At 52.4% G+C, this 24,804-nt stretch carries 16 protein-coding genes; 8 read left to right on the top strand and 8 right to left on the bottom strand.

All coding sequences use genetic code 11. The features are described from left to right. Positions 1-304: 304 nt before the first annotated feature. Positions 305-2,161 (bottom strand): ribonuclease catalytic domain-containing protein, encoded by a 1,857-nt coding sequence (locus BLO43_RS07995; protein WP_090906619.1) that lies wholly within the window; start codon positions 2,159-2,161, stop codon positions 305-307. Between the two features lie 398 nt (positions 2,162-2,559). On the opposite strand from BLO43_RS07995, the gene BLO43_RS08000 reads away from it, so the two are divergent. Together BLO43_RS08000 and BLO43_RS08005 are read left to right on the top strand one after the other, a co-directional pair. Further along, positions 2,560-4,707 carry a di-heme-cytochrome C peroxidase gene (locus tag BLO43_RS08000; RefSeq protein ID WP_302847686.1) on the top strand — a complete coding sequence of 716 codons (2,148 nt, stop codon included), beginning with the start codon at positions 2,560-2,562 and terminating at the stop codon, positions 4,705-4,707. Positions 4,708-4,776: 69 nt separating this feature from the next. Beyond that, on the top strand, positions 4,777-6,045 hold the full coding sequence (locus BLO43_RS08005; protein ID WP_090906620.1) for a cytochrome P450: 1,269 nt from the start codon (positions 4,777-4,779) through the stop codon (positions 6,043-6,045). A 156-nt stretch (positions 6,046-6,201) separates the two neighbouring features. Here BLO43_RS08005 and BLO43_RS08010 read toward each other — a convergent pair whose 3' ends face one another. Then, entirely contained in the window at positions 6,202-6,873 is a 672-nt protein-coding gene (locus BLO43_RS08010; RefSeq protein WP_175443895.1) for an ankyrin repeat domain-containing protein, read from the bottom strand. A gap of 386 nt (positions 6,874-7,259) precedes the next feature. On the opposite strand from BLO43_RS08010, the gene BLO43_RS08015 reads away from it, so the two are divergent. Beyond that, entirely contained in the window at positions 7,260-7,781 is a 522-nt protein-coding gene (locus BLO43_RS08015; RefSeq protein WP_090906622.1) for a DUF3617 domain-containing protein, read from the top strand. Positions 7,782-7,837: 56 nt separating this feature from the next. On the opposite strand, the gene mpl is transcribed toward BLO43_RS08015, so the two are convergent. Then, on the bottom strand, positions 7,838-9,190 hold the full coding sequence (gene mpl, locus BLO43_RS08020) for a UDP-N-acetylmuramate:L-alanyl-gamma-D-glutamyl-meso-diaminopimelate ligase (protein ID WP_090906623.1): 1,353 nt from the start codon (positions 9,188-9,190) through the stop codon (positions 7,838-7,840). 595 nt (positions 9,191-9,785) lie between these two features. Here mpl and BLO43_RS08025 point away from each other — a divergent pair. The 5 genes from BLO43_RS08025 to BLO43_RS08045 all read left to right on the top strand — a co-directional run bounded on the left by BLO43_RS08025 (position 9,786) and on the right by BLO43_RS08045 (position 16,880). Then, positions 9,786-12,644, top strand: a complete 2,859-nt coding sequence (locus tag BLO43_RS08025; protein ID WP_090906724.1) for an LPS-assembly protein LptD — start codon at positions 9,786-9,788, stop codon at positions 12,642-12,644. A 195-nt stretch (positions 12,645-12,839) separates the two neighbouring features. Then, complete coding sequence (locus tag BLO43_RS08030; RefSeq protein ID WP_090906624.1) at positions 12,840-14,156, top strand: peptidylprolyl isomerase; 1,317 nt, start codon at positions 12,840-12,842, stop codon at positions 14,154-14,156. A 69-nt stretch (positions 14,157-14,225) separates the two neighbouring features. Continuing rightward, entirely contained in the window at positions 14,226-15,224 is a 999-nt protein-coding gene (gene pdxA, locus BLO43_RS08035) for a 4-hydroxythreonine-4-phosphate dehydrogenase PdxA (protein ID WP_090906625.1), read from the top strand. 72 nt (positions 15,225-15,296) lie between these two features. Next, complete coding sequence (gene rsmA, locus BLO43_RS08040) at positions 15,297-16,097, top strand: 16S rRNA (adenine(1518)-N(6)/adenine(1519)-N(6))-dimethyltransferase RsmA (protein ID WP_090906626.1); 801 nt, start codon at positions 15,297-15,299, stop codon at positions 16,095-16,097. 138 nt (positions 16,098-16,235) lie between these two features. Next, on the top strand, positions 16,236-16,880 hold the full coding sequence (locus BLO43_RS08045) for a lytic transglycosylase domain-containing protein (protein ID WP_090906627.1): 645 nt from the start codon (positions 16,236-16,238) through the stop codon (positions 16,878-16,880). Positions 16,881-17,007: 127 nt separating this feature from the next. Here BLO43_RS08045 and lpdA read toward each other — a convergent pair whose 3' ends face one another. From lpdA to leuS, 5 genes are all read right to left on the bottom strand, one after another. Then, positions 17,008-18,834, bottom strand: coding sequence for a dihydrolipoyl dehydrogenase (gene lpdA, locus BLO43_RS08050; RefSeq protein ID WP_090906628.1), 1,827 nt, complete (start codon positions 18,832-18,834; stop codon positions 17,008-17,010). Positions 18,835-18,917: 83 nt separating this feature from the next. Then, on the bottom strand, positions 18,918-20,183 hold the full coding sequence (locus BLO43_RS08055) for a glutamate-5-semialdehyde dehydrogenase (RefSeq protein WP_090906629.1): 1,266 nt from the start codon (positions 20,181-20,183) through the stop codon (positions 18,918-18,920). Positions 20,184-20,247: 64 nt separating this feature from the next. After that, a complete protein-coding gene (gene holA, locus BLO43_RS08060; RefSeq protein ID WP_090906630.1) occupies positions 20,248-21,261 on the bottom strand; it encodes a DNA polymerase III subunit delta in 1,014 nt (337 codons plus the stop codon). A 179-nt stretch (positions 21,262-21,440) separates the two neighbouring features. Then, positions 21,441-21,938, bottom strand: coding sequence for an LPS-assembly lipoprotein LptE (gene lptE, locus BLO43_RS08065; protein WP_090906631.1), 498 nt, complete (start codon positions 21,936-21,938; stop codon positions 21,441-21,443). 31 nt (positions 21,939-21,969) lie between these two features. Beyond that, the gene (gene leuS, locus BLO43_RS08070; protein WP_090906725.1) at positions 21,970-24,582 is read right to left on the bottom strand and encodes a leucine--tRNA ligase; all 2,613 of its coding nucleotides are present in this window, start codon (positions 24,580-24,582) and stop codon (positions 21,970-21,972) included. Between the last annotated feature and the right edge of the window lie 222 nt (positions 24,583-24,804).

Consider the following 24,804-nt stretch of genomic DNA (forward strand, 5'->3'; position numbering starts at 1 on the left):
ATCAATATCGTTACGTTCAGGCGCGACGAAGGATCTGACAGCCATCCGCGAGATAAGGCTGAGTTAAAATCCGATATGTTTGGAGTGACGCTCAATTTAATAACGCGTGTAAATTTAGACCAATGTCTGTTTAGGAAACAATATTCATACTACAGCCGATAATTGGACGAAAGGTACGAGTCAAATAGTACGAAATACTGGTATCAGTCATAACACTGATCTATTAAAAGAGCGACCAACTCCCGAATTCAGGTTCATTGTAAAACAACAACGATACGCTCGTCACACAGGTTGACAGCCCAATCTATGCATCCAATTTGCGCAGGAATTTTGCGTGGAAAGTGAGTTCCAGCAAATCAATCTGAGAAATCTCCACTTCAACAGCCGTTTCTGGCGACAATTCCGGTAAGGAGGTTATTCGCGCGACCAAAGGGAGGTGATCCAGTTTCACCAGATTCTCCTTAATTACCTGCGCTCCCGTCGTATTGATATTCTCCTGTAACAGCCAGCGCAAACACCAGTAGCGCTCCATTCTTCGTTGAAAATCTCCATAGATTTCATAAGCCGCTTCGAAATCCCGCATGGATATCCGCAGACTATCACTGTCCCGGGTATAAGGTGGCGTCTCCTTTCGCAGCAGCGCGACCAATTGCCGCTGATTGATGAAATCCACATAGCGGCGCATCGGTGAACTGATCCAGGCATACTGGGAAACACCCAAACCCTGGTGCGGCGCGGGAGAAGTGCCCATCCTGACCTTACCGCCACCCTGGCTGCGATAGATGCCGGCGATACCGCTATCGGCCAGTTGCTTACCCCACTCAGTATTCACATAAATCATCAATTCCGATACCACCTTATCGATCGGTGAACCTCGCCGGCGCTCGCTGATAGTGATACGATCATCTTCAACGTGAAAGCTGTAATCGATTTTCTCATTATTGCTGTCGTTGGTCTTGCCGCGAACCGCTTCCATCTTGCAGGCAAATTTCCATAGCGCCAGCAGTGCCTTGCCAAAAGGATGATCGAGACTTCCCGTCGCCAGAGTGTATTCGTTAAAACGCTCCTCCAACACGTCGTGCCTGAGATTGGCGGCAACCTTTACTCGTTCGATGCGACTGGTTGTGGCAATAACGGTGAAATCGTCCGCCACATCGATATACATTGAAACCGCCGGGCATAACCGTTCTTCGCCCAATGTATAGTGGTGTATCACTACTTCCGGCAGCATGGTTATTTTGCTGCCCGGAAGATACACGGTTGAAAGACGCTGTGCCGCCGCCACATCCAGGAGCGAACCGGGTGCGATTCCCAACGTGGGAACAGCAATGTGGATACCGATGCGAAAGCTGCCCAGGGTCAGTGGCGTGACCGAAAAGGCATCATCGATTTCAGTTGTGGTGGCATCATCTATACTGAAGGCAGTCACATCCGCCAAGGGCAAGTCTATCGCGTCATGCAATTCGCCGCGCGCGTCAAGCGCACCGAAATCTGTTCCTTCGGGAAAATGCTCCAGCAGGAACCGGTTGACATGGTAGTCATGGGTAGACGGTATCGCACCACATTTTTCGAGCAACCCGGGGACACTTAGCTTGGCCGACGTGCAAACGGCATCCAGCGCCTTCCATTCCACGGTATTCTTGTCGGGCCGGTAGAGTAAATTGAACAGCGATGGCCGGAATTCTTCCGGCAGGGTAAACGCGCCCAGCAATTGCACATAGCGAGCTTGCTGTTCTGCCTGCAGGCGCTTTCTTTCTTGGCTGGCAAGCGCCGCCTCCAGTGCTTTCGATGGCGCAGCTTTATAGCGCCCCCGTCCTTTTTTGTAAAAATACATCGGCGCGCTGTGTAGCCGGATCAGCACCGCGGCCGCTTCCTCAGAACTGGCTATGTGACCGAAATAATCCGTAGCCAATGCATCGCTGGCGAACTCGGCCTCACTTTCGCAGCACTCCCAGAGAAAATTCGGATCGAGATCCTCCGCCATTTTCTGAGCGATATCCATCAATTCGGACGGCGATGGTGCGTCAAACCGCAGCAGTACCGAAGCCGCCTTTATTTTTGCACGCTTACCGTGAGGCGCCTCCACTTGAAGAGACGTCGTATTGTCGGCAAGGATTGTGCCTACTTTGAAGATACCTTCCTCTTCGTAAAAAACATTCATAAAATGGTTTTTTGCGGGTGCTGCCGGTAAAAATCATGAACATCGCGAACGAAACATGATGTTTGGGAGGATTGACTATGGGATTATAGCCTGAAACGCACTTGCAACAAGACAAGACGGACCAGACAGTGTCCGCTCCGGTTCTGATGGCAGCCTGCCGGACTTGAAGAATCGAAGCGAAAGTGACCGGTACTTTCTATTTGGCTTTTGCAGCCGGCTTTCTTTAAGTCCGACGAACTCCCCTGACACGTTAATGTGAGTTCCAAGTCAATCCGATCTAAAAAACCCTTGTACCCTGATGCTGCGCTCGATATAAGCTCATCCATGACAAGATATTTTTCAGGAATCGACTATAATAAATTTGTACGAAACCGCAATCTCGCCATAAAGGGGACACCGTGAACCAATTTTCAATCGCGTTGGAAAAGCGACGTAACTCTTCCATCCCTGCCTTGATTCTTTTGACCGCGCTCTTGCCTGCCTGCGCGGCTCTTGACGCCGATCCCGACAGGGGTGCAACGATAGTCAAGCAGGATGTTTTTGGCGACAGCTTTACGGCGATAAAGTACCTTGATCAAGGATGGACGCCCGCCGACAGTCTCTGGTTTTACACCATCACGCAGGGATCCGACATGATGCCCTACGATTTTTTCCTGGCGCTGGAGCAGGTGGATAAAGCCGAGCCGTTCCGCTCTAACGAGAACATGAATCGATATCGTTATCTGCCGCAGAAAGTGACTTCCAGTAATCCGGATGGACTGCCGGTTGGATTTGTCAAGGATGATTATAAGGGTAAAGAATATCTCGGTTTGACTTGTTCCGCCTGCCATACCGGACAAATAAACTATAAGGGCAAGGGGATACGGATCGATGGCGGTCCGGCAAGCGCAGATATGGAAACCTTCATGGCGGATATTGTCCGCGCCTTGATAGCGACCCTCAAAAACGAGGAGGTTCGAAACCGGTTTGTGAAAAATGTATTAGCCCGCGGCAATTACAAGACGGAGGCCGAGGTCCTCGCAGACCTCAAAAAATATCGCGAACGTCTCGCCAGTTACATTACGATCAACTACAGCAGCCTCCATTACGGCTATGCGAGGCTGGATGCGTTCGGACGCATTTACAACAGGGTTCTGGAACATGTCATCAACGTCAAAGAGCTCCAGGAACTATTGCGCGACCCAAGGATAATGGGAAGCCACGCGATGACAGAGGAACAGATAAGATCGATAACAAATGGGGCGGGTGATGTCCTGAGCGGCGCTGAACGAGACAGTATCATCGAAAATATTGTGACGACTTTAAACGAGAATAATGGCTGGGAAGCACTCGGGCGTTTACGGAAGAAGCTGTTTAACCCACCTGACGCACCGGTAAGCTACCCATTTCTATGGGACACGCCTCAACATGACTATGTTCAATGGAACGGCCTCACGGAAAATGCCGGGCTTAAGGCAATTGCACGCAATACGGGGGAAGCGATAGGCGTATTCGGCACACTTGACTGGACGGAAAATAAAGGATTCTCGCTATCCGCCTTCATCAATGGCCAAGGTTTGTATGGTCGTCATATCAGCTATTATTCTTCCGTTAATGTCCAGAACCTGCGCCTTATCGAAGCGCGCCTGTTGAGTCTTCAATCTCCACTATGGCCGGAGGATATCCTTCCACCCATTGACGAGACCCGCCTTGCAAACGGGAGATCATTGTTCAATAAGCATTGCGTGAGCTGCCATGCAAGAATCCAGCGCGACGATCCTGATCGCCGCATCGTGGCGCATATGTCGAGGGCGAGCGATGTGGGTACGGATCCGCAGATGGCTGAAAATAGCGTAAGTTACCAAGGTTTCTCCGGCATTCTGCGGAATCAGTACGTTGGCATGAGTGTAGGCGATGTCTTGCTGGATCGGCGGGCTCCGGTTGCGGCCTTGCTGACACGAGCGACTATTGGGGTTGTCGCCACTCCCGACCAGGACAAATGGTTTTTACACCGCTGGATCGACTGGATTTCCAATTTGGCAGCAGGGTTCCGCCATAACGAGATCAAACCATCGATCAAGCACGGTGATTACGACCCAGACACCACGGCTAACCCAGTCGCATCTTTAAAATCTTATAAGGCAAGGCCACTGAATGGCATCTGGGCAACCGCACCTTACCTGCATAATGGCTCCGTACCAACGCTTTATGATTTATTACTGCCAAAAAGACGTCCGGGAGATCCGCCCGACGGTGAATATCGGCCTGATGAGTTTGAAGTTGGTGCACGCGAATTCGACCCTGTGAAGGTAGGCTTAAAAAGCAGCGGATATGGGGGCTTCACGTTCAAGACCGATATCAGCGGCAATAGCAACGCCGGGCATGACTACGGTGTTAGACGTACCGTAGACGAGTCAGATGGGCCTGTGGATCAGAAGATCAAGGATCAATGCATGAATGAAACAATTAAAGACGAACTTTTGGATAAATCCATCAAGGATAAATGCCTGTACCCCATGTCGAAAGAGCAACGTCTCGATTTGCTCGAATACCTGAAGACACTATGATCGACTTTCCGATTTCCGATCAGCACGATTCTTGATATCTATCACCTACAAATCATAAGGGAGCTACCGATGAGTGCAAACTACCTGGAGCAGTACGACGCCGCTGCCGATGCAGATAAATCTCCGTTGGCACGCCGCTGGATCGACACAGAACCGTTACCATTTTTCAAGGAGCTGCGTGAAAAACGCCCCATTCTGATAACGCCCAAATTCACCCTGGTCACACGCTTCGACGATGTCAGGGAAGTGCTGAGCATGCCTAAGGTATTCACGGTTAAGCCCTATGTTCCGAAGATGGCCGATTATCTGATGATGCATGACGATGATGCCCTGCATACACGCGAAAAATCACTGATGCAATGTATGCTGAATCGCGATGACCTGCCTGCTGTGCGCGAAATGGTGGCAAATGTCTCCAAGGAGATCCTCGACACCGCCAACGGCAACATTGAGCTGGTCAACAACTATTGCCGCATGGTGCCGGCAACGCTGGTACGAGAATATTTCGGACTAACCGGAGCGAAACGGAGTGATTTGATCGAATGGTCTTACTGGAACCAATGGGATACCTTCCACAATCAGCCTTTCGATCTGCTGCCCCCGGAAAAATCCCAACACATCATTGATCGCCATAATGAAACTTCCAAAGCGCTCGGTATGTTCATCGTTGAACTTATTGCTCGCCGCCTGCTACAGGTAAAAGCGGAGGCAATAACCCTTTCAACCCTCGTGCGGCTGGACGACGATATCGTAACCAGAATGTTGCGCACGGATTACCCTAAACAACTGGATTTCGACATCAAACGGCTCGGGCTGAATGCTGGCGGTCTCTTGATTGGTGCAATCGAGACCACTGCACAGGCGGTTGCCCAGATCATCCAGTATCTGATGGAACGTCCGGAATGGCTGGGCAAGGCGAAGACTGCCGCGCTAAAGGATAAGCCCGCCGAATTCGATGGCATCGTCTGGGAGGCTCTGCGCTTCGTCCCGATTACTCCCTATTTGTTTCGCACCACCGCGAGCGATTACACCGCGGCCAAGGGTACCGGACATGCCACCGTCCTTCGCGAGGGCACTCATGTTTTACCGGTTACCCTGTCGGCAATGTTTGATGAGCGGGCGTTTGAATCACCGGACGAATTTATGCCGCAACGCAATTGGTACAATTATTTCCATTTCGGTTTTGGTAGTCATGAATGCCTGGGACGCTACGTTGGAATGGTCATGATTCCCGAAATGGTGCGTCAGGTCTTGAATCGGCAAAATATCAAGGCCAATGCACCGATCGACTACAAGTCCGGCCCCTTCCCGGAACAATACGACCTTTCCTGGACCTGACAAGCTGTCGGATTTGAAGGAAATCGGCTGTAAAAATGTCTGGCCCGGACATATTTCGTCGCTTTTTCCAGCCCACAGGCTGCCAGCAATAGAGGGCTTGAATAAGCTCCCGGAATGGGTTGCCGGCAAATGAGGAACGATTGCCAGATTTTGGGATTACCTGGCACCCGCCTCCTTGAGGAGTTTCTCGACGTCCTGGTGGCGATACTTCGATGCCAGCATCAGCGCTGTGGCGCCATTACCCGCCTTGGCGTTCACATCGGCCTTGCCTGAGAGCAGTGTTTGTACCACGCCTGTATGACCGATCTGCGAGGCCAGCATCAACGCGGTCGCACCGTTGTCCAACCGGGCATTCACATCGGCCCCGGCGGCAAGCAGCATTTGTACTATCCGACGATGCCCTTCTTGCGAAGCCTGCATCAACACCGTGACGCCATCGCCCCTCCTGGCATTCACATCAGCTTTGGCGGCAAGCAATTCTCTCACTACCTCTCCGTGGCCTTTCTGCGACGCCTGCATCAATGCGGTGGTGCCGTTACTTGTCTTGGCGTTGATGTCTGCTTTGGCTTCTATCAATACTTGCACCACCTCTTCATAGCCATTCTGCGATGCTGCTATCAATGCGGTAACACCATTATCCGCCTTGGCGTTCACATTGGCTTTGGTCGCGAGCAGCGTCTTGACCCGAGAAACATTACCGTTTCCGGCAGCAGCGATGAGTTCGCTATCGCCCATGTTTGCCCACGTACCCGGTGAAGCGCAGAGTAAGAGCATGCTCAAAACATGCCTATATTTCTGCAACCCGATCATTTCAATTCTCCTTTCCATGACATGTTCCTGATTCCGGTTCATATAGAGCAACGACAACGTTTTAGCTTCGTGTCGGCTTAGCATATGCTACGTGCACCCCTTTTAACGCGAACCATCTCAGATTACGTTGATCAAACTTCAAGTTCAAGCAGTAATACGCTACCAGCCTGCCGGTTTTAAAGATCGAGGCGAGAAAATTGACAGCGCGAAGACAGATCCCGACGATTTTGAAGGCCGATAGTTGTTCCATTGGTCTTTATGGGCCGAAAGCGGCAAAATACAGACCCGTCCGATGGTTTCACAGTTGGCCTTTGCCGTCGATTTCCTTTAAGTCCGGCAGGCTGCTAGACTTATCTAATCTAATACACGTTCAAAGTCATGTATTACCGTTTTCGGGAGACTCGATGCGAAAAATCCTGTTATCACTATTCCTGTTATCCGTAGCTTCAGCAGCCGGCGCGGCCGAGAACAACATACGTCCCGGATTATGGGAAGTCACGACAACGTCGATGTTGTTGGCCTTGGTGCCCCAGATTCCGCCGGATCAAATGCAACAATTGACAAGCCTGGCCAAGCAATATGGATTGGACATGCCGCAGATCCAGAATGGAGCGGCAACATCCAGAGTCTGCATCACCCAGCAAATGGCGGACGAAAAAATTCCTTCCTATTTTCATCAAAATCAAATCGGATGCAGTTTTAAAAACGCGGTTCGAACAGAAAATAGCTACGCGATGGATCTCGTCTGTATAAATCCTCAATTAAAGGGCAATGGAAGAGCTGAGGGCACGTTTACGACTCCCGAGAACTTCTCGGGATGGACGATATTCAAGGGTACTGTACAAGATCGTCCTATCAATGAGCACGCCGATACGAGTGGCCGATGGATCAGTGCAAGCTGTGATACGGTGAAGCCACCCCACTGATTTCTGTCCATAGCCGTTCCTTCGCTCCTCAGGTCATAGCGGCCACAACATAATCATTAACTTGTAGTGGTTTCTCCTATCGCCTTGAGCAATTTCTCGTGGATACCGCCGAAACCACCGTTGCTCATGATGAGAACACGGTCGCCAGGACGAACCGCAGCCACGATGGCTGCGATTAGCTGCTCCAGATTGTCATGGCTCACCGCCCGGCTGCCCATGCCGCTCAATGTCTCTTTCGCGTTCCAGCCGAGATTGGCCGTATAGCAAAACACCAGATCAGCCACCGCAAGGCTATCCGCCAAGCTGTTTTTCCATATACCCATTTTCATGGTGTTGGAACGGGGCTCCAGCACAGCGATGATGCGTGCGCCGCCGGTGTTGCGTAAGCCTTCGAGAGTCGTTCGGATGGCAGTGGGATGATGCGCAAAATCATCGTATACCGTAATGCCATTGATTTCGCCGCGCACTTCCATGCGGCGCTTCACGTTTTTGAATTGCATCAGCGCGGCGATAGCGATGCTGACCGGCACGCCGGCATGGCGAGCCGCAGCCAGCGCAGCCAGCGCATTCATGCGGTTGTGTTCTCCCAGCAACTCCCAATACAATATTCCCTGGACTTCGCCCATGAAATGGATTGCAGCCCCGCCATCGGCCAGGATATTCGCCTGCCAGCCATCGGCTATTCCTACTCGTTCCACCGGCGTCCAGCATCCTTTGGTCAACACACGTTCCAGGCTTCCCTCTTTCCCATTGCTGACGATAAGACCATTACCAGGAATTACGCGTACAAAATAGTGAAACTGCTGTTCGATTGCCGCAAGGTCCGCAAATATATCGGCGTGATCGAATTCCAGGTTATTGAGAATCGCGGTTCTGGGGCGGAAGTGAATAAACTTGGAACGCTTGTCGAAAAAAGCGGTGTCATATTCATCCGCTTCGATGACAAAAAAGGGCGAACCGCCCAGTCTGGCCGACAACCCGAAGTTCCGTGGTATGCCTCCAATCAGGAACCCCGGTTTCATGCCGGCGTATTCGAGTATCCACGCCAGCATCGAACTGGTCGTGGTCTTGCCGTGAGTCCCCGCGACCGCCAGAACCCATTTGTCGCGCAATATATTTTCAGATAGCCATTGCGGACCGGAAATATAGGGAAGGTTGCGGTTGAGGATCTCCTCAATCAGCGGATTGCCGCGAGTTACCACATTCCCGATTACGAACAAGTCAGGATTCAGCCGGATTTGTTCGGGGGAAAATCCCTCTATCAGCGCTATCCCCTGGGCCTCCAATTGCGTACTCATGGGTGGATAAACGCCAGCGTCGCAGCCGCTCACCTCATGACCCGCTTCGCGTGCGATTGCCGCGACGCCACCCATGAATGTGCCACAGATGCCGAGAATATGAATATGCAAGGCTCAACTCCTGAATATGAATAAACGATAGCGGCTTTGGCGCAAAGCAAAGTTGCGGTCTTTACCAGCTATTGCACAAGGAAATGGCCAATGAGGGCCTAAATTCCTGGCATAACCGGAAGAACTGTGCCAGACCCGGGAGCGGGCTCACCCAAAAGATGAGCATCAAATATCAAATAAATTCTTTACGAAATCATAATTCTAGACTGAAAAATGAGCGATCAACACCGGCTTTTAGGTGAAAGCAACCCTCGCGAAATCGCGCATTCCACCCCTTCCGGCCAGCGGATCTAACTGAGCAAGTCCGCCATGGAGCGCGATGTCGGGGGACCTGTTAAGAGATTCCTTCGCGTCCGCACGCAAGCATGCGATAGGTTGTCCTTCATTTTTTGTTACACTTACGGTTTTGCTCTCGTTAATTTATCATCAAGGTCCACCAAGCAACTGGGCCTAATGCGGAGCGTTCTCGATTTTCCTAACCCGACCCCACCAGGCTAAGTGTTGTCGCGCCCTCATACCTATGATGCGAGACTTATAAATCCGGAAATGGTAGCTCATCCGTGTCAAGATGCCGTTTCAGGATGAATATTCACACATGAAATCGCGTCTCTCCCGCTCCATCCGCTGGTCTGCCTGTTTATTCTGCCTTGTATTCAATGCACATGCCGACACGCCACCTTCAACATCGAAAAACAGGAGTGAACGGACAGACCCCGCCGCCAAGGCAGAAACCAAGAATAACAAACCTGTATTCATCGATGCGGAACGCATACAAGGTCATCATGAATATGAAATCGAGGCTAGGGGCGATACCGAGTTGCGTCGCGGCCCTGTTGTCTCAGCCGATCAAAATAACGTACCCGTCAAACAGTCCGGCAATGCGCCGGACAGTGCCCCATTGCAGCCGCAGCAGAACTATACACTATCGCCGGCCGCAAAAGATGGACCCGCTTCAGGATTGCCTGTTACCGCTGCGGAAAGCAAAGACGATGCGTCTGTATTGGCTGGGGTCGAGCACTTGCCAGGACATCTTGAACGGGAGGGAGAGGCTCAACTGCGTAGTGGTGCCCAAGGCGGCCAAACCGGACCGGTGCCTACCCCATCGGCGCCGGCCCCCGCGTTAAAAGATGGAAGCAGGCTGGCAATGCCGGGCGCGGGGACAGAACCCGGTAAAAATAAGCCCGTAACCATCGGGACCGAGCAAATTTGGGGACACCTTGAGCAGGAAGGCGATACCCGGCTGCGTCTGGGTGGCGCGGTGGCGCCGGGCGATGAGCCCCGATTGGTGGCATTGAAAGATGGAAGTGCATTGACTGCTCCATCCACCAAGCCGAAAAAGAAGGAAGCTAGACCTGTGTTTGTTTCGGCGGATCGCCTGGAGGGTCACACCGGACAAGAGATTGATGCAATCGGGAAGGCTGAACTGTTTAACGGCGACCAGTTTATCTCTGCGGATCGAATGAAATACCATCAGGATACGGATATAGCCGAGGCCCAAGGCGGTGTACGTGTCGAACAACGCGGAGATATATTGGAGGGCTCACAGCTCAAGTTCAATCTGGTGGATAAAACCGGGCAATTAAGCGATCCCAACTATCGTTTAAAAGATGCAAGCAGCCGGGGCAACGCCAATATGCTGCTGTTTGAAGGCGAGGATCGATACCGGCTTCGGCAAGCGACCTATACAACATGTCCGGCTGGAGATGATGATTGGTATTTGCAAGTTGACGATGTCGAAATCGACAACGCAAAGAAAGTGGGTACCGCCCGGAAAGTGAAACTGACATTCAAGGATACCCCAATCCTGTATACGCCCTGGATGAATTTCTCATTCAGCGGGAAACGCAAGACCGGGCTTCTTGCCCCCTTGTACGGTTACAATGTCCGGACAGGTGTAGAACTGACGGTCCCGTTTTACTGGAACATCGCACCCAACGTTGATGCAACAATCTCTACGCGCGCGATGTCGAAGCGTGGTGTCGCGTTGAACAGCGAGTTCCGCTATCTGGGAACCACGTTAAATGGCAACTTGATTGCCGAGGTATTGCCAACCGACCTTGATACCAAAGAAACCCGCTATCGGGTGTCGTTTGGACATAATCAGACCTTCGGTCAACATTGGTTCACCCGCCTGGACTACAACAGGGTATCCGACGACACCTATTTCCGTGATCTCGGTAATACCATGAATCTGACCTCCCGAACCAATCTATTGCAACAGGGTCTTGTCGCCTACAATCGTAATCTGGGAGACAACGGGACGCTGAATATCACTTCAGTCGTGCAGCAATTTCAGACTATCCAGGATCCCCGGAACCCGATTACCCCTCCTTACAAGCGGCTACCGCAAGTTACCCTTACCGCGAATAAGGCCGATGTTCTCGGACTGGATTTCAATCTTGTCAGCAGTTACACGAACTTTTCCCACCCTACTCTGGTAAGTGGTCAACGGGTCACGTTCTTTCCCAACGTCAGCTATCCTATGCGAAGCGCATTTGGTTATATCACTCCGAAGGTTGGCCTGCATCATACGACATATAACCTCGAGTCTCCTGGCTCATCCTCCGGCGTACCACAAGATACGGATCCGTCCCGCACCCTGCCCCTGTTCAGCGTGGATAGCAGCGTCATGTTTGATCGAAAAACGGAATTACGCGGAGAACGGTTTACCCAGACTCTCGAGCCACGGCTCTTTTACGTTTATGTGCCATTCCGTGACCAGAATTCACTACCCAATTTCGATTCCGCCAAGACGGATTTCAGTTTTGCCCAGATCTTGACCGAAAATCGCTTTAGTGGCAGCGACCGTATCAATGACGCAAATCAGCTGACCTTTGCGCTTACATCCCGCCTGATTGAGGCGGACACCGGCAAAGAGCGTTTGCGGCTCGCCATAGGTCATCAACTAAGCTTTATAGATCGCCGCATCACTTTGGACGCGCCTTCGACAATCAACAGAAGACCGGATTTTATTGCCGCGATCTCGGGGTTTATCACCCCAACGATAAGCACCGATACCAGCGTGCAATTTGACCACAGCAGGCTGATGGCTGACGTGGTGCGTTCAGGCTTGAGCTATCGCCCCGAACCTGGCAGGGTAATAAATTTTGGCTACCGGTTTACCCGCGATGTGTTGCACCAGGTCGACGCGTCGTCACAATGGCGATGGTCGGAACGATGGCAAACTGTGGCACGGCTGAATTACTCGGTACTGGATCAGAAGATTCTGGAAGGGCTGGCGGGACTTGAGTATAATGCCTGCTGCTGGTCATTGCGGTTCGTGGTCCAGCATCTGACTCTTGCCACGCAGAAAACAACGACTGCGGCATTTTTGCAACTTGAGTTGAATGGCCTGATGCAAATCGGATCAAACCCGCTACAGGTATTGCAGCGTAGCATTCCTGGATACACCAGGACCGGCAGCCAAGGGAGTGGCACAGTGGAGGGGCCATAGCCCGGATAATAAATTGCGAAGGCTCGCGGATTGCCATGATTTCCTTACTCTGCAATCTTTGAACTTAAATCGGCAGTGGACTGCTCGTTCTCCAGTTTAGCGCTATGATCCATAAAGGCTTCTTGCGCCACTTGACCTTCACCTTCATGGTGAGTACGCTACAATCACCAGATTTTGGTTGATACGCTTATTCGCATGGGCACGAAATTTTTGTTACGCCCCCCTGTTCTGCTGGCTATGTTCACGGCCGGGATCGCTATTGCTCAACAACCGGCCTATTCCAGCGGTATTCAATCTATAGACCATATCGTCGCGGTTGTGAACGAGAATGTCATTACACGCAACGAACTGGATGAGATGCTTAAAGCCGCCGTTAAACAATTAGAGAAACAGGGTATGCAGGCACCCTCGCGGGCGGTAATGGAAAAGCAGATGCTGGAGCGCATCATCGTCAATCGCGTACAACTGCAACTCGCGAAAGAAACGGGCCTGACCGTCAGCGATACCGAACTCGACCAGACTATCCGCCGCATCGCCCAGGAGAACAAGCTGTCATTGTCGGAATTTCACAGCGCGCTTGAGGAGGATGGGATCAGCTTCAACAAATTCCGTAATGAAATTCGCGACGAAATTATCTTGGTACGGCTGAAAGAACGCGAGGTAAACAATCGGATAAGCGTAACCGAAGGTGAGGTGGACAATTTTTTGCATACGCAGGAAAACTCGGCAGACAGCAGCGAATACCGCATCGCCCATATTCTGATCCAGTTACCGGAGCAGGCGGATGCCATAAAAATCGAGGCTATGCGGCAGCGAGCAGAAGCGGCTCTGACTCAATTGAAGGATGGCGTCGAGTTTGCCAAGGTGGCCGCCGAATTCTCCGATGCAAGCGACGCCATGCAAGGCGGCTTGCTGGATTGGCGCCCCGCCAGCCAGCTGACCAAGAGATTCGCCGATTACGTGACCCCAATGAAACCCGGTGAATTATCTTCGATAATCCAGAGCCCGAACGGCTTTCATATCCTCAAGCTGGTCGACCGGCGCAATCAAAACGAAGCCATAACGATGGTGGACCAGACTCATGCTCGCCATATTCTTATCAAAATCAATGAGCTTACGTCCGAAGGCGATGCCCGGCGCCGAATAACGGACCTGAAAGAGCGTCTGGACAACGGTGGTAAATTTGATGAACTGGCGAAACTGCACTCTGAAGATGCGAGTGCTGCATCAGGAGGCGATTTGGGCTGGGTCTCGCCGGGTGACACCGTACCGGAGTTCGAGCACGCCATGAGCGCACTTAAGGACGGAGAAATCAGCGGACCGGTACAGTCCCCATTCGGCTGGCACCTGATTCAGGTAATTGAACGCCGTTCCCAGGACATGAGCAAGGAACGGCAGCGGCAAACGGCGCGCCAGGCAATCCGTGCGCGTAAAGCCGACTCGGCTTTCCAGGACTGGCTGCAACGATTGCGTGATCGGGCTTACGTCGAATACAGGCTGGAGGAAGGCTAATATCGAAACGCTGTTATCAAACGCGTTCGATAGCATAAGTGAAGAAAATGACTTCCTTCCGGTAGTGCCATGATCTCTCCTGGAATTTCCGTAACGCCCAAGCTGGCCCTCACCGCAGGTGAGCCTGCCGGAATCGGTCCAGATTTGTGTGTACAAATCGCTCAGCGGAATCTGCCATGCGGGCTGATCGTTATCGCCGACCGTGAGTTGTTGCGAGAGCGCGCCCGGTTGTTACGGCTTCCACTGGAAATAATAAACTACTCCCCGCTCAGCAGCACCGAACACAGAATCGGCTGCTTGCAGGTACTGCACATACCACTGGCTGTACCGGCGACTCCTGGAAAACTTGATCCAGCCAATGCGCGCTATGTTCTGGAAACGTTGGAGCATGCCGTTGATAGGTGCATGAATCGTGAATTCGATGCGATGGTAACCGCGCCGGTACATAAAGGTATCATTAATGACGCCGGTATCGCGTTCACCGGTCACACGGAATATCTTGCCCAGCTCACGAACAGCCGGGTAGTCATGATGCTGGCAGGCGGCGGCATGCGGGTAACGCTGGCCACCACTCATCTACCGCTAAAGGACGTCGCGGCGGCCATCACCCGCGAAATACTGGAGCAAAAACTGCGGATTATTCATCACGACTTGATCACACGCTTCGCCGTCGAGAGGCCCCGCATCGCCGTGGCGGGACTGAACCCTCATGCGGGTGAATCAGGCCATCTTGGAAGAGAGGAAATAGACATCATCATTCCTTTGCTGGAAGAACTGCGTGACGAAGGCATGAATTTAATTGGCCCGCTACCCGCCGACACGCTATTCAATCCTTCACACCTGAAGAATTACGATTGTGTATTCGCCATGTATCACGATCAGGGACTGCCGGTGCTAAAACATGCCAGCTTTGGCACAGGCGTGAACATTACATTGGGGCTTCCTATTATCCGCACATCGGTAGATCATGGCACTGCCCTGGATTTGGCGGCAACCGGCCGGGCCGATCCCGGCAGTTTACTGGTGGCAATTGATATGGCTATGATGCTGGCCGGAAATCGGAAGTAGTTCAGGAAAAATTGGTGCTTTACCATAAATACCAAACCGGATTCCCGCGACACCGGTTGCCAGACAGGATTCATGCAGCACATTCCCCGTAAGCGTTTCGGCCAGAATTTCTTGATTGATCGCCCAATCATCGCGGATATCGTTCGTGCCATCCATCCGGGCAAAGACGATCTTCTAGTGGAGATCGGGCCTGGGTTAGGGGCCCTGACGCGTCCTCTGCTACAATCGCTCGATCATTTGCAAGTGGTGGAGATCGATCGTAATATCGTCGAACGCCTGCACCGGGAATTTTTGGAAGAGCGTCTGACAATACATTCGGCCGATGCGCTGGAATTCGACTTTTCCGTGCTTGGAAAGAATCTTCGGGTGGTGGGTAACCTGCCCTACAATATCTCCACGCCACTCCTGTTTCATTTGGCTCGATTCGCAGACGGTATCCGCGATATGCATTTCATGCTGCAAAAGGAAGTGGTGGCGCGCATGGTGGCTCAACCCTCCACTCCGGACTACGGACGGCTTTCGGTCATGTTGCAATGCCGCTTCGAAATGGAACAACTCTTCATCGTCCCCCCAGAATGCTTCCATCCCGCGCCAAAAGTAGAGTCGGCGGTTGTGCGCATGATTCCGCGCAGGCAACCGTTAATTGAAGCTCACAAGGAAAGCATATTTGCTGGAATTGTCTCCGCCGCGTTTTCGCAACGGCGTAAGACGTTGCGCAACACATTGCACGGGTATCTCAAACCAGAAGACTTCACGGCACTGGGAGTCGACCCGGGAAAGCGGGCGGAGAATTTATCGGTGACACAGTTTGTCGCGATTGCGGATTACCTAAGTGGACGGCAAGCTTCTGCCGTAATACAAGATAACCCATAGACTTTCAGTAGAAATATATCGGCTCTCATTCGGAATATGAAGAGCGATTTCTTATTTATTTAATATTCCGGTCATGAGCCTGAGTATAATTCAAAAAAAGAGGCAGAAAATGAAGACACTCCTTCTTCAGCCATCATCATGAAACTTTCGCCCCTTGCATTCACCTTTACGGTCTTGTTGACCTACAGCCTGGCGCAGTCAGCCAATGCGACTATCTATTGGTTTACCGACGAAAATGGTGTCGCACATTTCAGCAATGTACCCACGGATAAACGTTACGTTCCGTTTACGTCGACCAACGACGCCGTTGCCAAGAAAACAATTCCCGGCACACGTGACAGGCGGCCTGATACGCCGGCCAAGGTTCAGTATGGCGCCATCATCGAAGAAATTGCCAGGATTTACGCCCTGGAAAGTGCGCTGATACATGCCGTGGTTTCCGCGGAATCCGCTTACAACGCCACGGCAGTGTCAAAAAAAGGCGCGGCGGGCCTGATGCAGCTCATGCCGGATACCGCGCGGCGATATGGCGCCACCGACCGTTTCGATCCCGTACAGAATCTTCATGCCGGTACCCGATATCTGAGTGACCTGCTGAGAATGTTCAATGGCAACGTAAGCCTGGCACTGGCTGCTTACAATGCAGGGGAGAACAATGTCGTTAAATATGGAAACCAGATTCCGCCGTTCCAAGAGACCCGGATGTATGTGCCAAAAGTACTGGATCTTTATCGCAAATATCAGGTCAGCATGAAGCTGCCCCCGGTACGACGAGGAATCTGAAAAAACTAGCGACTAACGAAGATACTGCGAATAAGAAAGCTATCGAAGACAGACACGGTTTTTCTCACCCAAATAACCCGGAATAATGGGTCTTCGACTTAGGCAGTCATATCATTCGAGATTGCTCTTATTTCTTCGGCATATACAGGTCAGTAATCGACCCTTCCGCAATTTCGGCCGCAAAAAATACGGTCTCAGACAAGGTTGGATGGGGGTGGATGGTGAGTCCAATGTCTTCCATATCCGCGCCCATTTCAAGCCCCAGCACTGTTTCGGCGATCAGCTCGCCGGCGTTCACCCCTACGATGCCCGCACCAAGAATACGGCGGCTCTTTTTGTCCAGTAGCAGTTTGGTCAACCCTTCGTCGCGCGCCATTGCGATCGCGCGGCCACTTGCCGCCCAGGGAAACACCGCTCTTTCGTACTCGATGCCTTGTTTGCCAGCTTCGGTTTCGGTCAAGCCCATCCAGGCGATTTCCGGGTCGGTGTAAGCCACAGAGGGAATGGCGCGGGCATCAAATGCCGCTTCTGTGGTATGGTCTCCGCCCGCAATGATTTCCGCGGCGAGCTTGCCTTCATGCGATGCCTTGTGAGCGAGCATAGGCTCGCCGCAAATATCACCGATGGCAAAAATATGTGGAACATTGGTGCGCAGCTGTTTATTTACCGGAATGTACCCACGTTCATCGATATTGACGCCGGTGTTCTCCACGCCGATATCGCGGCCGTTGGGGCGGCGCCCCACCGCCATCAAAATGCGGTCGTAGAGCTGCGGTTCAGGTGCGGGGACGGTATCGGATGCGCTTTCAAATGTAACTCTCAAGCCATTCTCCTGCCCCTCGATCCCTGTAACCTTGGTTTTTAGGTAAATCGCTTCGTAGCGTTTCTGTATACGCCGGTGCAGAGGCTTGACGAGATCCGCATCTGCGCCGGGGATCAATTGATCCATCAACTCCACTACGCTGATTTTGCACCCGAGTGCGTCATAAACGGTCGCCATTTCCAGGCCGATAATGCCCCCGCCAATGATAAGCATACGTTTGGGAATATCGTCCAGTTTCAACGCACCGGTTGAATCCATGAGTCGCGGATCATCATAGGGAAAGCCGGGAATGCGTGCCACGCTTGAGCCTGCGGCGATGATGCAGTACTCGAAAGATACGGTTCTCAGGCCATCAGGCGTTTCCACCTGAATCATATTCGGAGAAACGAACTTACCCGTTCCTTGCACCACTCGCACCTTGCGCTGCTTCGCCAATCCAGTCAGTCCCTTGGTAAGTTTGGCGACGACAGATTCTTTCCATGCCCGCAACTTATTGAGTTCTATGGCGGGCTTGCCGAAAACAATGCCTTGGTGCCCTGTTTCTTCTGCTTCGGTGATGACTTTCGCCACATGCAGAAGTGCCTTGGAGGGGATGCAGCCGACATTGAGGCATACACCGCCGAGCGTGGGGTAACGCTCGATCATGACGACTTTTTTACCGAGATCGGCGGCGCGAAACGCGGCGGTATAGCCGCCCGGTCCCGCACCCAGTACCACGATATCGGCATGAATATCGCCCTGTGGAATATCGCGAGATCCGGCCGGCGTGGATTCTGAATTTACCTTGGCAGACGAGTCTGGCGACATCCCGGCCTTCTTCGGTTCGGACGCCGATGATGGAACAGGCGTCTCAATCGGCTCAGCCGACGAAGCTGGCTTGGCCGGTTCAGCCGCTGTTTCCAATACAAGTATGATCGTCCCCTCCGACACTTTATCGCCGATCTTGACTTTAATCTCCTTCACGATGCCCGCCTGAGGCGCGGGAATCTCCATCGTCGCCTTGTCGGTTTCCAGCGTGATAAGCGATGTTTCCTTTTCCACCGTATCACCCGGCTTCACCAGCAGTTCGATAACGGGAACGTCCGTGAAGTCCCCGATATCAGGGATTTTTATTTCGATCAACTGAGTCATGACAAACTTTATATAAGGAAAAAATCCGAGCTCTCTTAATTTCTCGTGGCTCTCTTTGTTGGAAATATTGTTGCCTGATTCATTTATTGTCTGATGTGTCCATCGCCCAGTACGATGAATTTCTGGCTGGTCAGCCCTTCCAATCCCACCGGGCCACGCGCATGAATCTTGTCGGTGGAGATGCCGATTTCTGCACCCAGGCCGTATTCAAACCCATCGGCGAAGCGGGTAGATGCGTTTACCATCACTGAGCTGGAATCGACCTCGCGCAGGAAACGGCGGGCGCGGCTATAATCCTCGGTAATGATTGAATCAGTATGCTGCGAGCCATAAACGGCAATGTGTTCGATGGCCTGATCCAGTCCACTTACCACTCGCACACTCAGAATCGGCGCAAGATACTCGGTGTGCCAATCCTCTTCCACCGCTTCATTCATTTGCGCGATGATGGCGCGAGATGGTGCATCACCACGCAGCTCCACTCCTTTATCTAGATAGATTTTGCACAGAGGAGGTAGCACCTCCCTGGCAATAGCTTCATGCACCAGCAGCGTTTCCATAGTATTGCAGGTTCCGTAACGCTGTGTCTTGGCGTTGTCGGCAATGCGGATAGCCTTATCCAGATCGGCTCCCTCGTCTATATAAACGTGGCATATACCGTGCAGATGCTTGATGACCGGAATACGTGCTTCATCGGAAATACGCTCGATCAACCCCTTGCCGCCACGCGGTACGATCACGTCAACGAACTCTTTCATGGTGATGAGTTCCCCCACAGCCGCCCGATCAGTGGTTTCGATCACCTGAATCGCGGTCTCAGGCAGCCCGGCGGCTTTCAATCCTTCCTTTACGCAAGCCGCGATGGCCTGGTTACTATGAATCGCTTCCGACCCACCGCGCAGTATGGCCGCGTTACCTGCCTTAAGGCATAATCCCGCAGCGTCGGCCGTAACGTTGGGACGCGCTTCGTAAATGATCCCCACCACCCCAAGGGGTACGCGCATTTTCCCTACCTGTATGCCAGCGGGGCGGAAACTCAGATCGCTGATTTCCCCGATTGGATCCGCCAGCGCGGCAATTTGCAGCAGACCTTCCGCCATGCCGGCAATACCTTTCGAAGTCAGTGTCAAACGATCAATCAGTGCCGTATCCAGCCCTCTTATTTTTGCGTTTTCCACATCCTTTGCGTTCGCGGCCAACAGCTCCTGCTCATCGCGCTGGATGGCCATCGCCATGATGGCGAGAGCCTGGTTTTTAGAGGCGGTCTCCGCTCTGGCGACGAGGCGCGATGCGCTACGAGCCTCGCGTCCTATTGATTGCATGTAAGTTTTAATGTCTATGATATCCATATCTCACTTCCGCTTAGACAATGAATTGACTCACTCGTAACTGATCCAACAATGATGGACGCTGTCACCGCTTGCCAGCCGCCAAACGCAATCCCAGTTGCAGCAATTCATCCCATGCGTCACCTTGCGCCACACCTTTGCTGATCCTATCTATTTTCGCGGTATGCAACAAGGCCTGCACCAATTGCTTCATATTGAGACGACTGACTGCGCTTTCCACAATTTTCTGTTGATCTCCCCCCCATACCCTGGCTTGATTCATCAGTTGCATGAGTGGCCTGCCTGAATCCCGTCCTTCAAGAATGACAATCAGCGAGCGAATCTGGCCCGCGAGTGTAGCAACAATAAACGGCAATGCCGTACCCTCGCCCTGCAAGCCTTCCAATATCCGGGTATACCGGACGGTATCCGCCGCCATCATCGCATTGGACAGTTTGAAAACATCGTAACGCGCCACATCCAGCACCGCATCCTTCACCTGATTGAAAGATAGCATGCCCACCGGGTAGAGCAGCGCGAGTTTCTTGAGTTCCTGGTGGGCCGCGAGCAGGTTGCCTTCCACTTTGCCGGCAAGAAATTGTAATGTCTCGGGTTCGGCACTTTGCTCCTGCATTTCAAGCCGTTGACCAATCCATGCGGGCAAGCGGCCACGCTCCACCGGGGAAACCGGAATCATTACACTCGATTTCTCAAGCGCCTGAAACCATTTTGCAGCAGAACCCTGCTTGTCAATTCTAGGCAGGGTAACAAGCGTGACAGTGTCGGGTGGCAGCGAATGGCAATATGCTTCTATAGTCGCGCTACCTTGAATTCCTGGTTTGCCGGACGGAATACGTATATCCATTATACGTCGTTCCCCGAACAGTGAAAGACTACTGCTGCTCTGCCGCAAGTCAGCCCAATTGAAGTGATGATCTATCGTGAAAATCTCACGCTCACCATAGCCGGCCTGACGCGCCCTGGTACGAATTAAATCGGCTGCTTCAATGGACAGCAGCAGCTCATCGCCAAATACCGTATAAAGCGGCGCAAGCTGTTTCTGAAGATGCCGGGAAAGCTGCTCGGGGCTAATACGCATGGCTTTAAGCTATTATCCTAGAATCCGCTGGTTGGCCGCTCATTTTCCGGGATAATACTTTGATCCATATAGATTTCTTGCGCAACCCGATTCTCACTTTTTGCGTGGGTCCGCTACGAGGCGGATTGCACCGTTTCCAGGTCTTCACCTGAACCCGCGATTGAACCGCATTGCCGGATTCAGGAGGATTTGGCGGGTGCTACTTTCACCGCCTCCAGTCGCCGCAAGATTTGCTCCGCGGAGTCACTTTGCATTTCTCGGACGAGCATTGCCTCCTCTCCCTCCTTTGCCACGACCTGCGCATCGGTATAGGGAATAATGCGACGCAGGGCAATCTCATTGGTGGGAATGAGATCTACTCCTTTGGCATCATAGAGGCGAAAAGAAACCCGGTATCGCAATTCGAACTCGCGCACCCTTCCGCCTCCCGATACCGACATGATTTGTTTGTCATTCACTACACTGATAATATCCAGCGTAGCTTGCGCGTCTTTTGCCTTTTCAACCACACGCGTGGTGGTACCCGCCTGAATGAGACGCCTAACATCCATGCCAATGGGATGCCCTACGGGAAAAGAAACATAAATGGTTTTAAACGGCAGCGAGGCTTGACCGCGCAACTGAAAACCGCATGCGGTGAGCACGAAACACAATGCAACCAACAAGATATTTTTCATGGTTAAATCCTCACGGGTGACGCTTATATCCTCACACAACGATATTCACGAGCCTGCCCGGCACTAATATCACTTTCTTGACTGTCTTTCCGGCGATGAATTTCTGTACTTGACTACTTTCCAGCGCCATACGTTCAATCGCCTCTCGCTTTGCATCATTGGCAATACATATCTGACCGCGTAGTTTACCGTTAACTTGCACTACCAGCTCAATTTCATCCTGCACCAAAGCAGTGCTATCGGCTTGCGGCCATGGTTGATCGAGGAGTTCGGTTCCCGGTTTGAGTTCGTGCCACAACGCATGACAGATATGAGGAACGATGGGCGACAGCAGCAATACGATTTTCTCCAGCGATTCCCGCATCAAATCAAGTGCTGCCGGGCTGGAATCTTCCAGTTTTCCGAGAGCATTCATTAATTCCATCACCGCCGCGATGGCGGTATTGAAAGTGTGGCGTCTACCCAGGTCGTCGCTCACTTTGGCAATGGTCTGATGCAACTGAAAACGCAAAGCCTTGAGTTGCCCGTCAACATCGTTACCTCGCGCCGGATTGTCCGTCAGCACTTCTTGTTGCAGGTACTCATACACTTGTTTCCACAACCGTTTCAGAAAGCGGAAAGCACCCTCCATTCCGGTATCCGCCCATTCCAGCGTCTGCTCTGGCGGGCTGGCGAACATCATGAATAGACGGGCGGTATCGGCACCATATTGTTCCACCAGTTTTTGCGGATCAACACCATTATTCCGGGATTTCGACATGGTGCCAATGCCCCCGGATTCAACCGGTTGGCCATCCGCGCGCAGCAGCGCACCGATCGGCTTGCCTTGCTCGTCCGTCTGAATATCCACGTCCGCCGGATTGAAATAGGTGACGCGTCCGGTTTCGGTTTTCCGAAACATGATCTCATTCAGCACCATGCCTTGCGTCAGCAAGTTGGCAAATGGCTCATCAAACTTTACCAGCCCGAGATCACGCATGACTTTGCTCCAGAAGCGGGAGTAGAGAAGATGCAAAATAGCGTGTTCGATGCCACCGATATATTGATCTACAGGCAGCCAGTAATTCACGCGCGCATCGGTCATGGTTTCAGCCATCGCCTTGCCTTGGCCAGTACAGGCATAACGGATGTAGTACCAGGAGGAATCCACGAAAGTATCCATGGTATCCGTTTCCCGGCGTGCGGGTTTGCCGCAGGCCGGGCAGGAACACTCGTAAAATGACGGGGCTTTTGCCAGCGGATTGCCGGCACCATCCGGCACAAGATCCTCCGGAAGCACTACGGGAAGCTGGTCATCCGGAACCGGTACCACGCCGCATGTATCGCAATAAATCAGGGGAATGGGACAGCCCCAGTAACGTTGGCGTGAAATGCCCCAATCGCGCAGGCGATAGTGCACCCGTTTTTCGCCCAGCCCTTTCTGTTCCAGCACTGCCGCTATCGCGTCCACCGCTGCCTGGAATTCAAGGCCGGAAAACTCACCTGAATCAAAGGTCACACCATGTTCTACATACGCCTGCGTGAGGGGGATTGCCAGGTTGCCGTCACTCGGCTTGATCACCGGCCTGATTCGCAGCGAATATTTTGCTGCAAACTCGAAATCGCGTTCGTCATGGGCCGGAACAGCCATTACCGCCCCTTCACCGTAGCCCATCAATACGTAATTAGCGATCCATACCGGCACCTTCGCCTCGGTCAGCGGGTGAATAACAAACAGCCCGGTGTTCATCCCTTTCTTTTCCTGGGTGGCAAGTTCCGCTTCCACGGTGGCGCCGTGCTTGCAAACCTCAATGAATTCGGCAAGTTTTGGATTGCCTCTCGCGGCATATAACGCAACGGGATGCTCGGCCGCGATGGCAACGTAGGTTACGCCAAGCAGTGTATCGGCACGGGTGGTAAAAACTTTCAGCGCCTGTGGCATACCCGAAAGCGTATCGGCAGGAAAGATAACGTCGACACCAAAACTCTTGCCGATCCAGTTGGCCTGCATGGTCTTGACCCGCTCCGGCCAGCCGGGCAGGACACTCAGTGTCTCCAAGAGCTCGTCGGCATAGGCGGTGATTCTCATGTAATACATGGGGATTTCGCGTTTCTCCACCAGCGCCCCGGTGCGCCAGCCGCGCCCATCTATCACCTGCTCGTTGGCAAGCACGGTCTGATCGATAGGGTCCCAATTTACAATACCGGTCTTTCTATAAGCCAATCCTTTTTCCAGCATTCTCAGAAAAAACCACTGATTCCAGCGGTAATAATCCGGTGCACAGGTGGCAAGCTCGCGGTCCCAGTCTATAGCCAGTCCCAGACTCTGCAACTGCTTACGCATGTAAGCGATATTGTCGTATGTCCACCGCGCGGGGGGTACATTATTTTGTATCGCTGCGTTCTCCGCGGGCAGACCGAAAGCATCCCATCCCATGGGTTGCAACACGTTATAACCTTGCATGCGGCGATAGCGCGATAGCACATCGCCAATCGTGTAGTTGCGCACGTGCCCCATGTGCAGCTTGCCGGATGGATACGGAAACATCGACAGGCAGTAATATTTCGGCTTGCCAGCGATCTCAACGGCCTTGAAAGCGGCACTCGTCTCCCAATGCCGCTGGGCATCCTGTTCGATTTGCTGCGGATGATATTTTTCTTGCATAATCCGGCTCGCCATAAAGCTGAGAATTATACCGCGAACAAATACCCCCGGTGCCATCCGTATTGTCTCATTGATGAGGAATTCCGTTCTGCGTCGGCCTCCAGACAGGGTAGCGCTAGGCGCGCCGCCGGAAGTGGCCTGGTCTATTCACCTGAATCCGGGAGCTGGATAGAGTGAATATGCGATTTCTGGGATACAGGGCAAGGCGCAACGACGCGGAAT

The organism is Nitrosospira sp. Nsp13, assembly GCF_900101945.1.
In the GTDB taxonomy this organism is placed as follows: domain Bacteria; phylum Pseudomonadota; class Gammaproteobacteria; order Burkholderiales; family Nitrosomonadaceae; genus Nitrosospira; species Nitrosospira multiformis_D.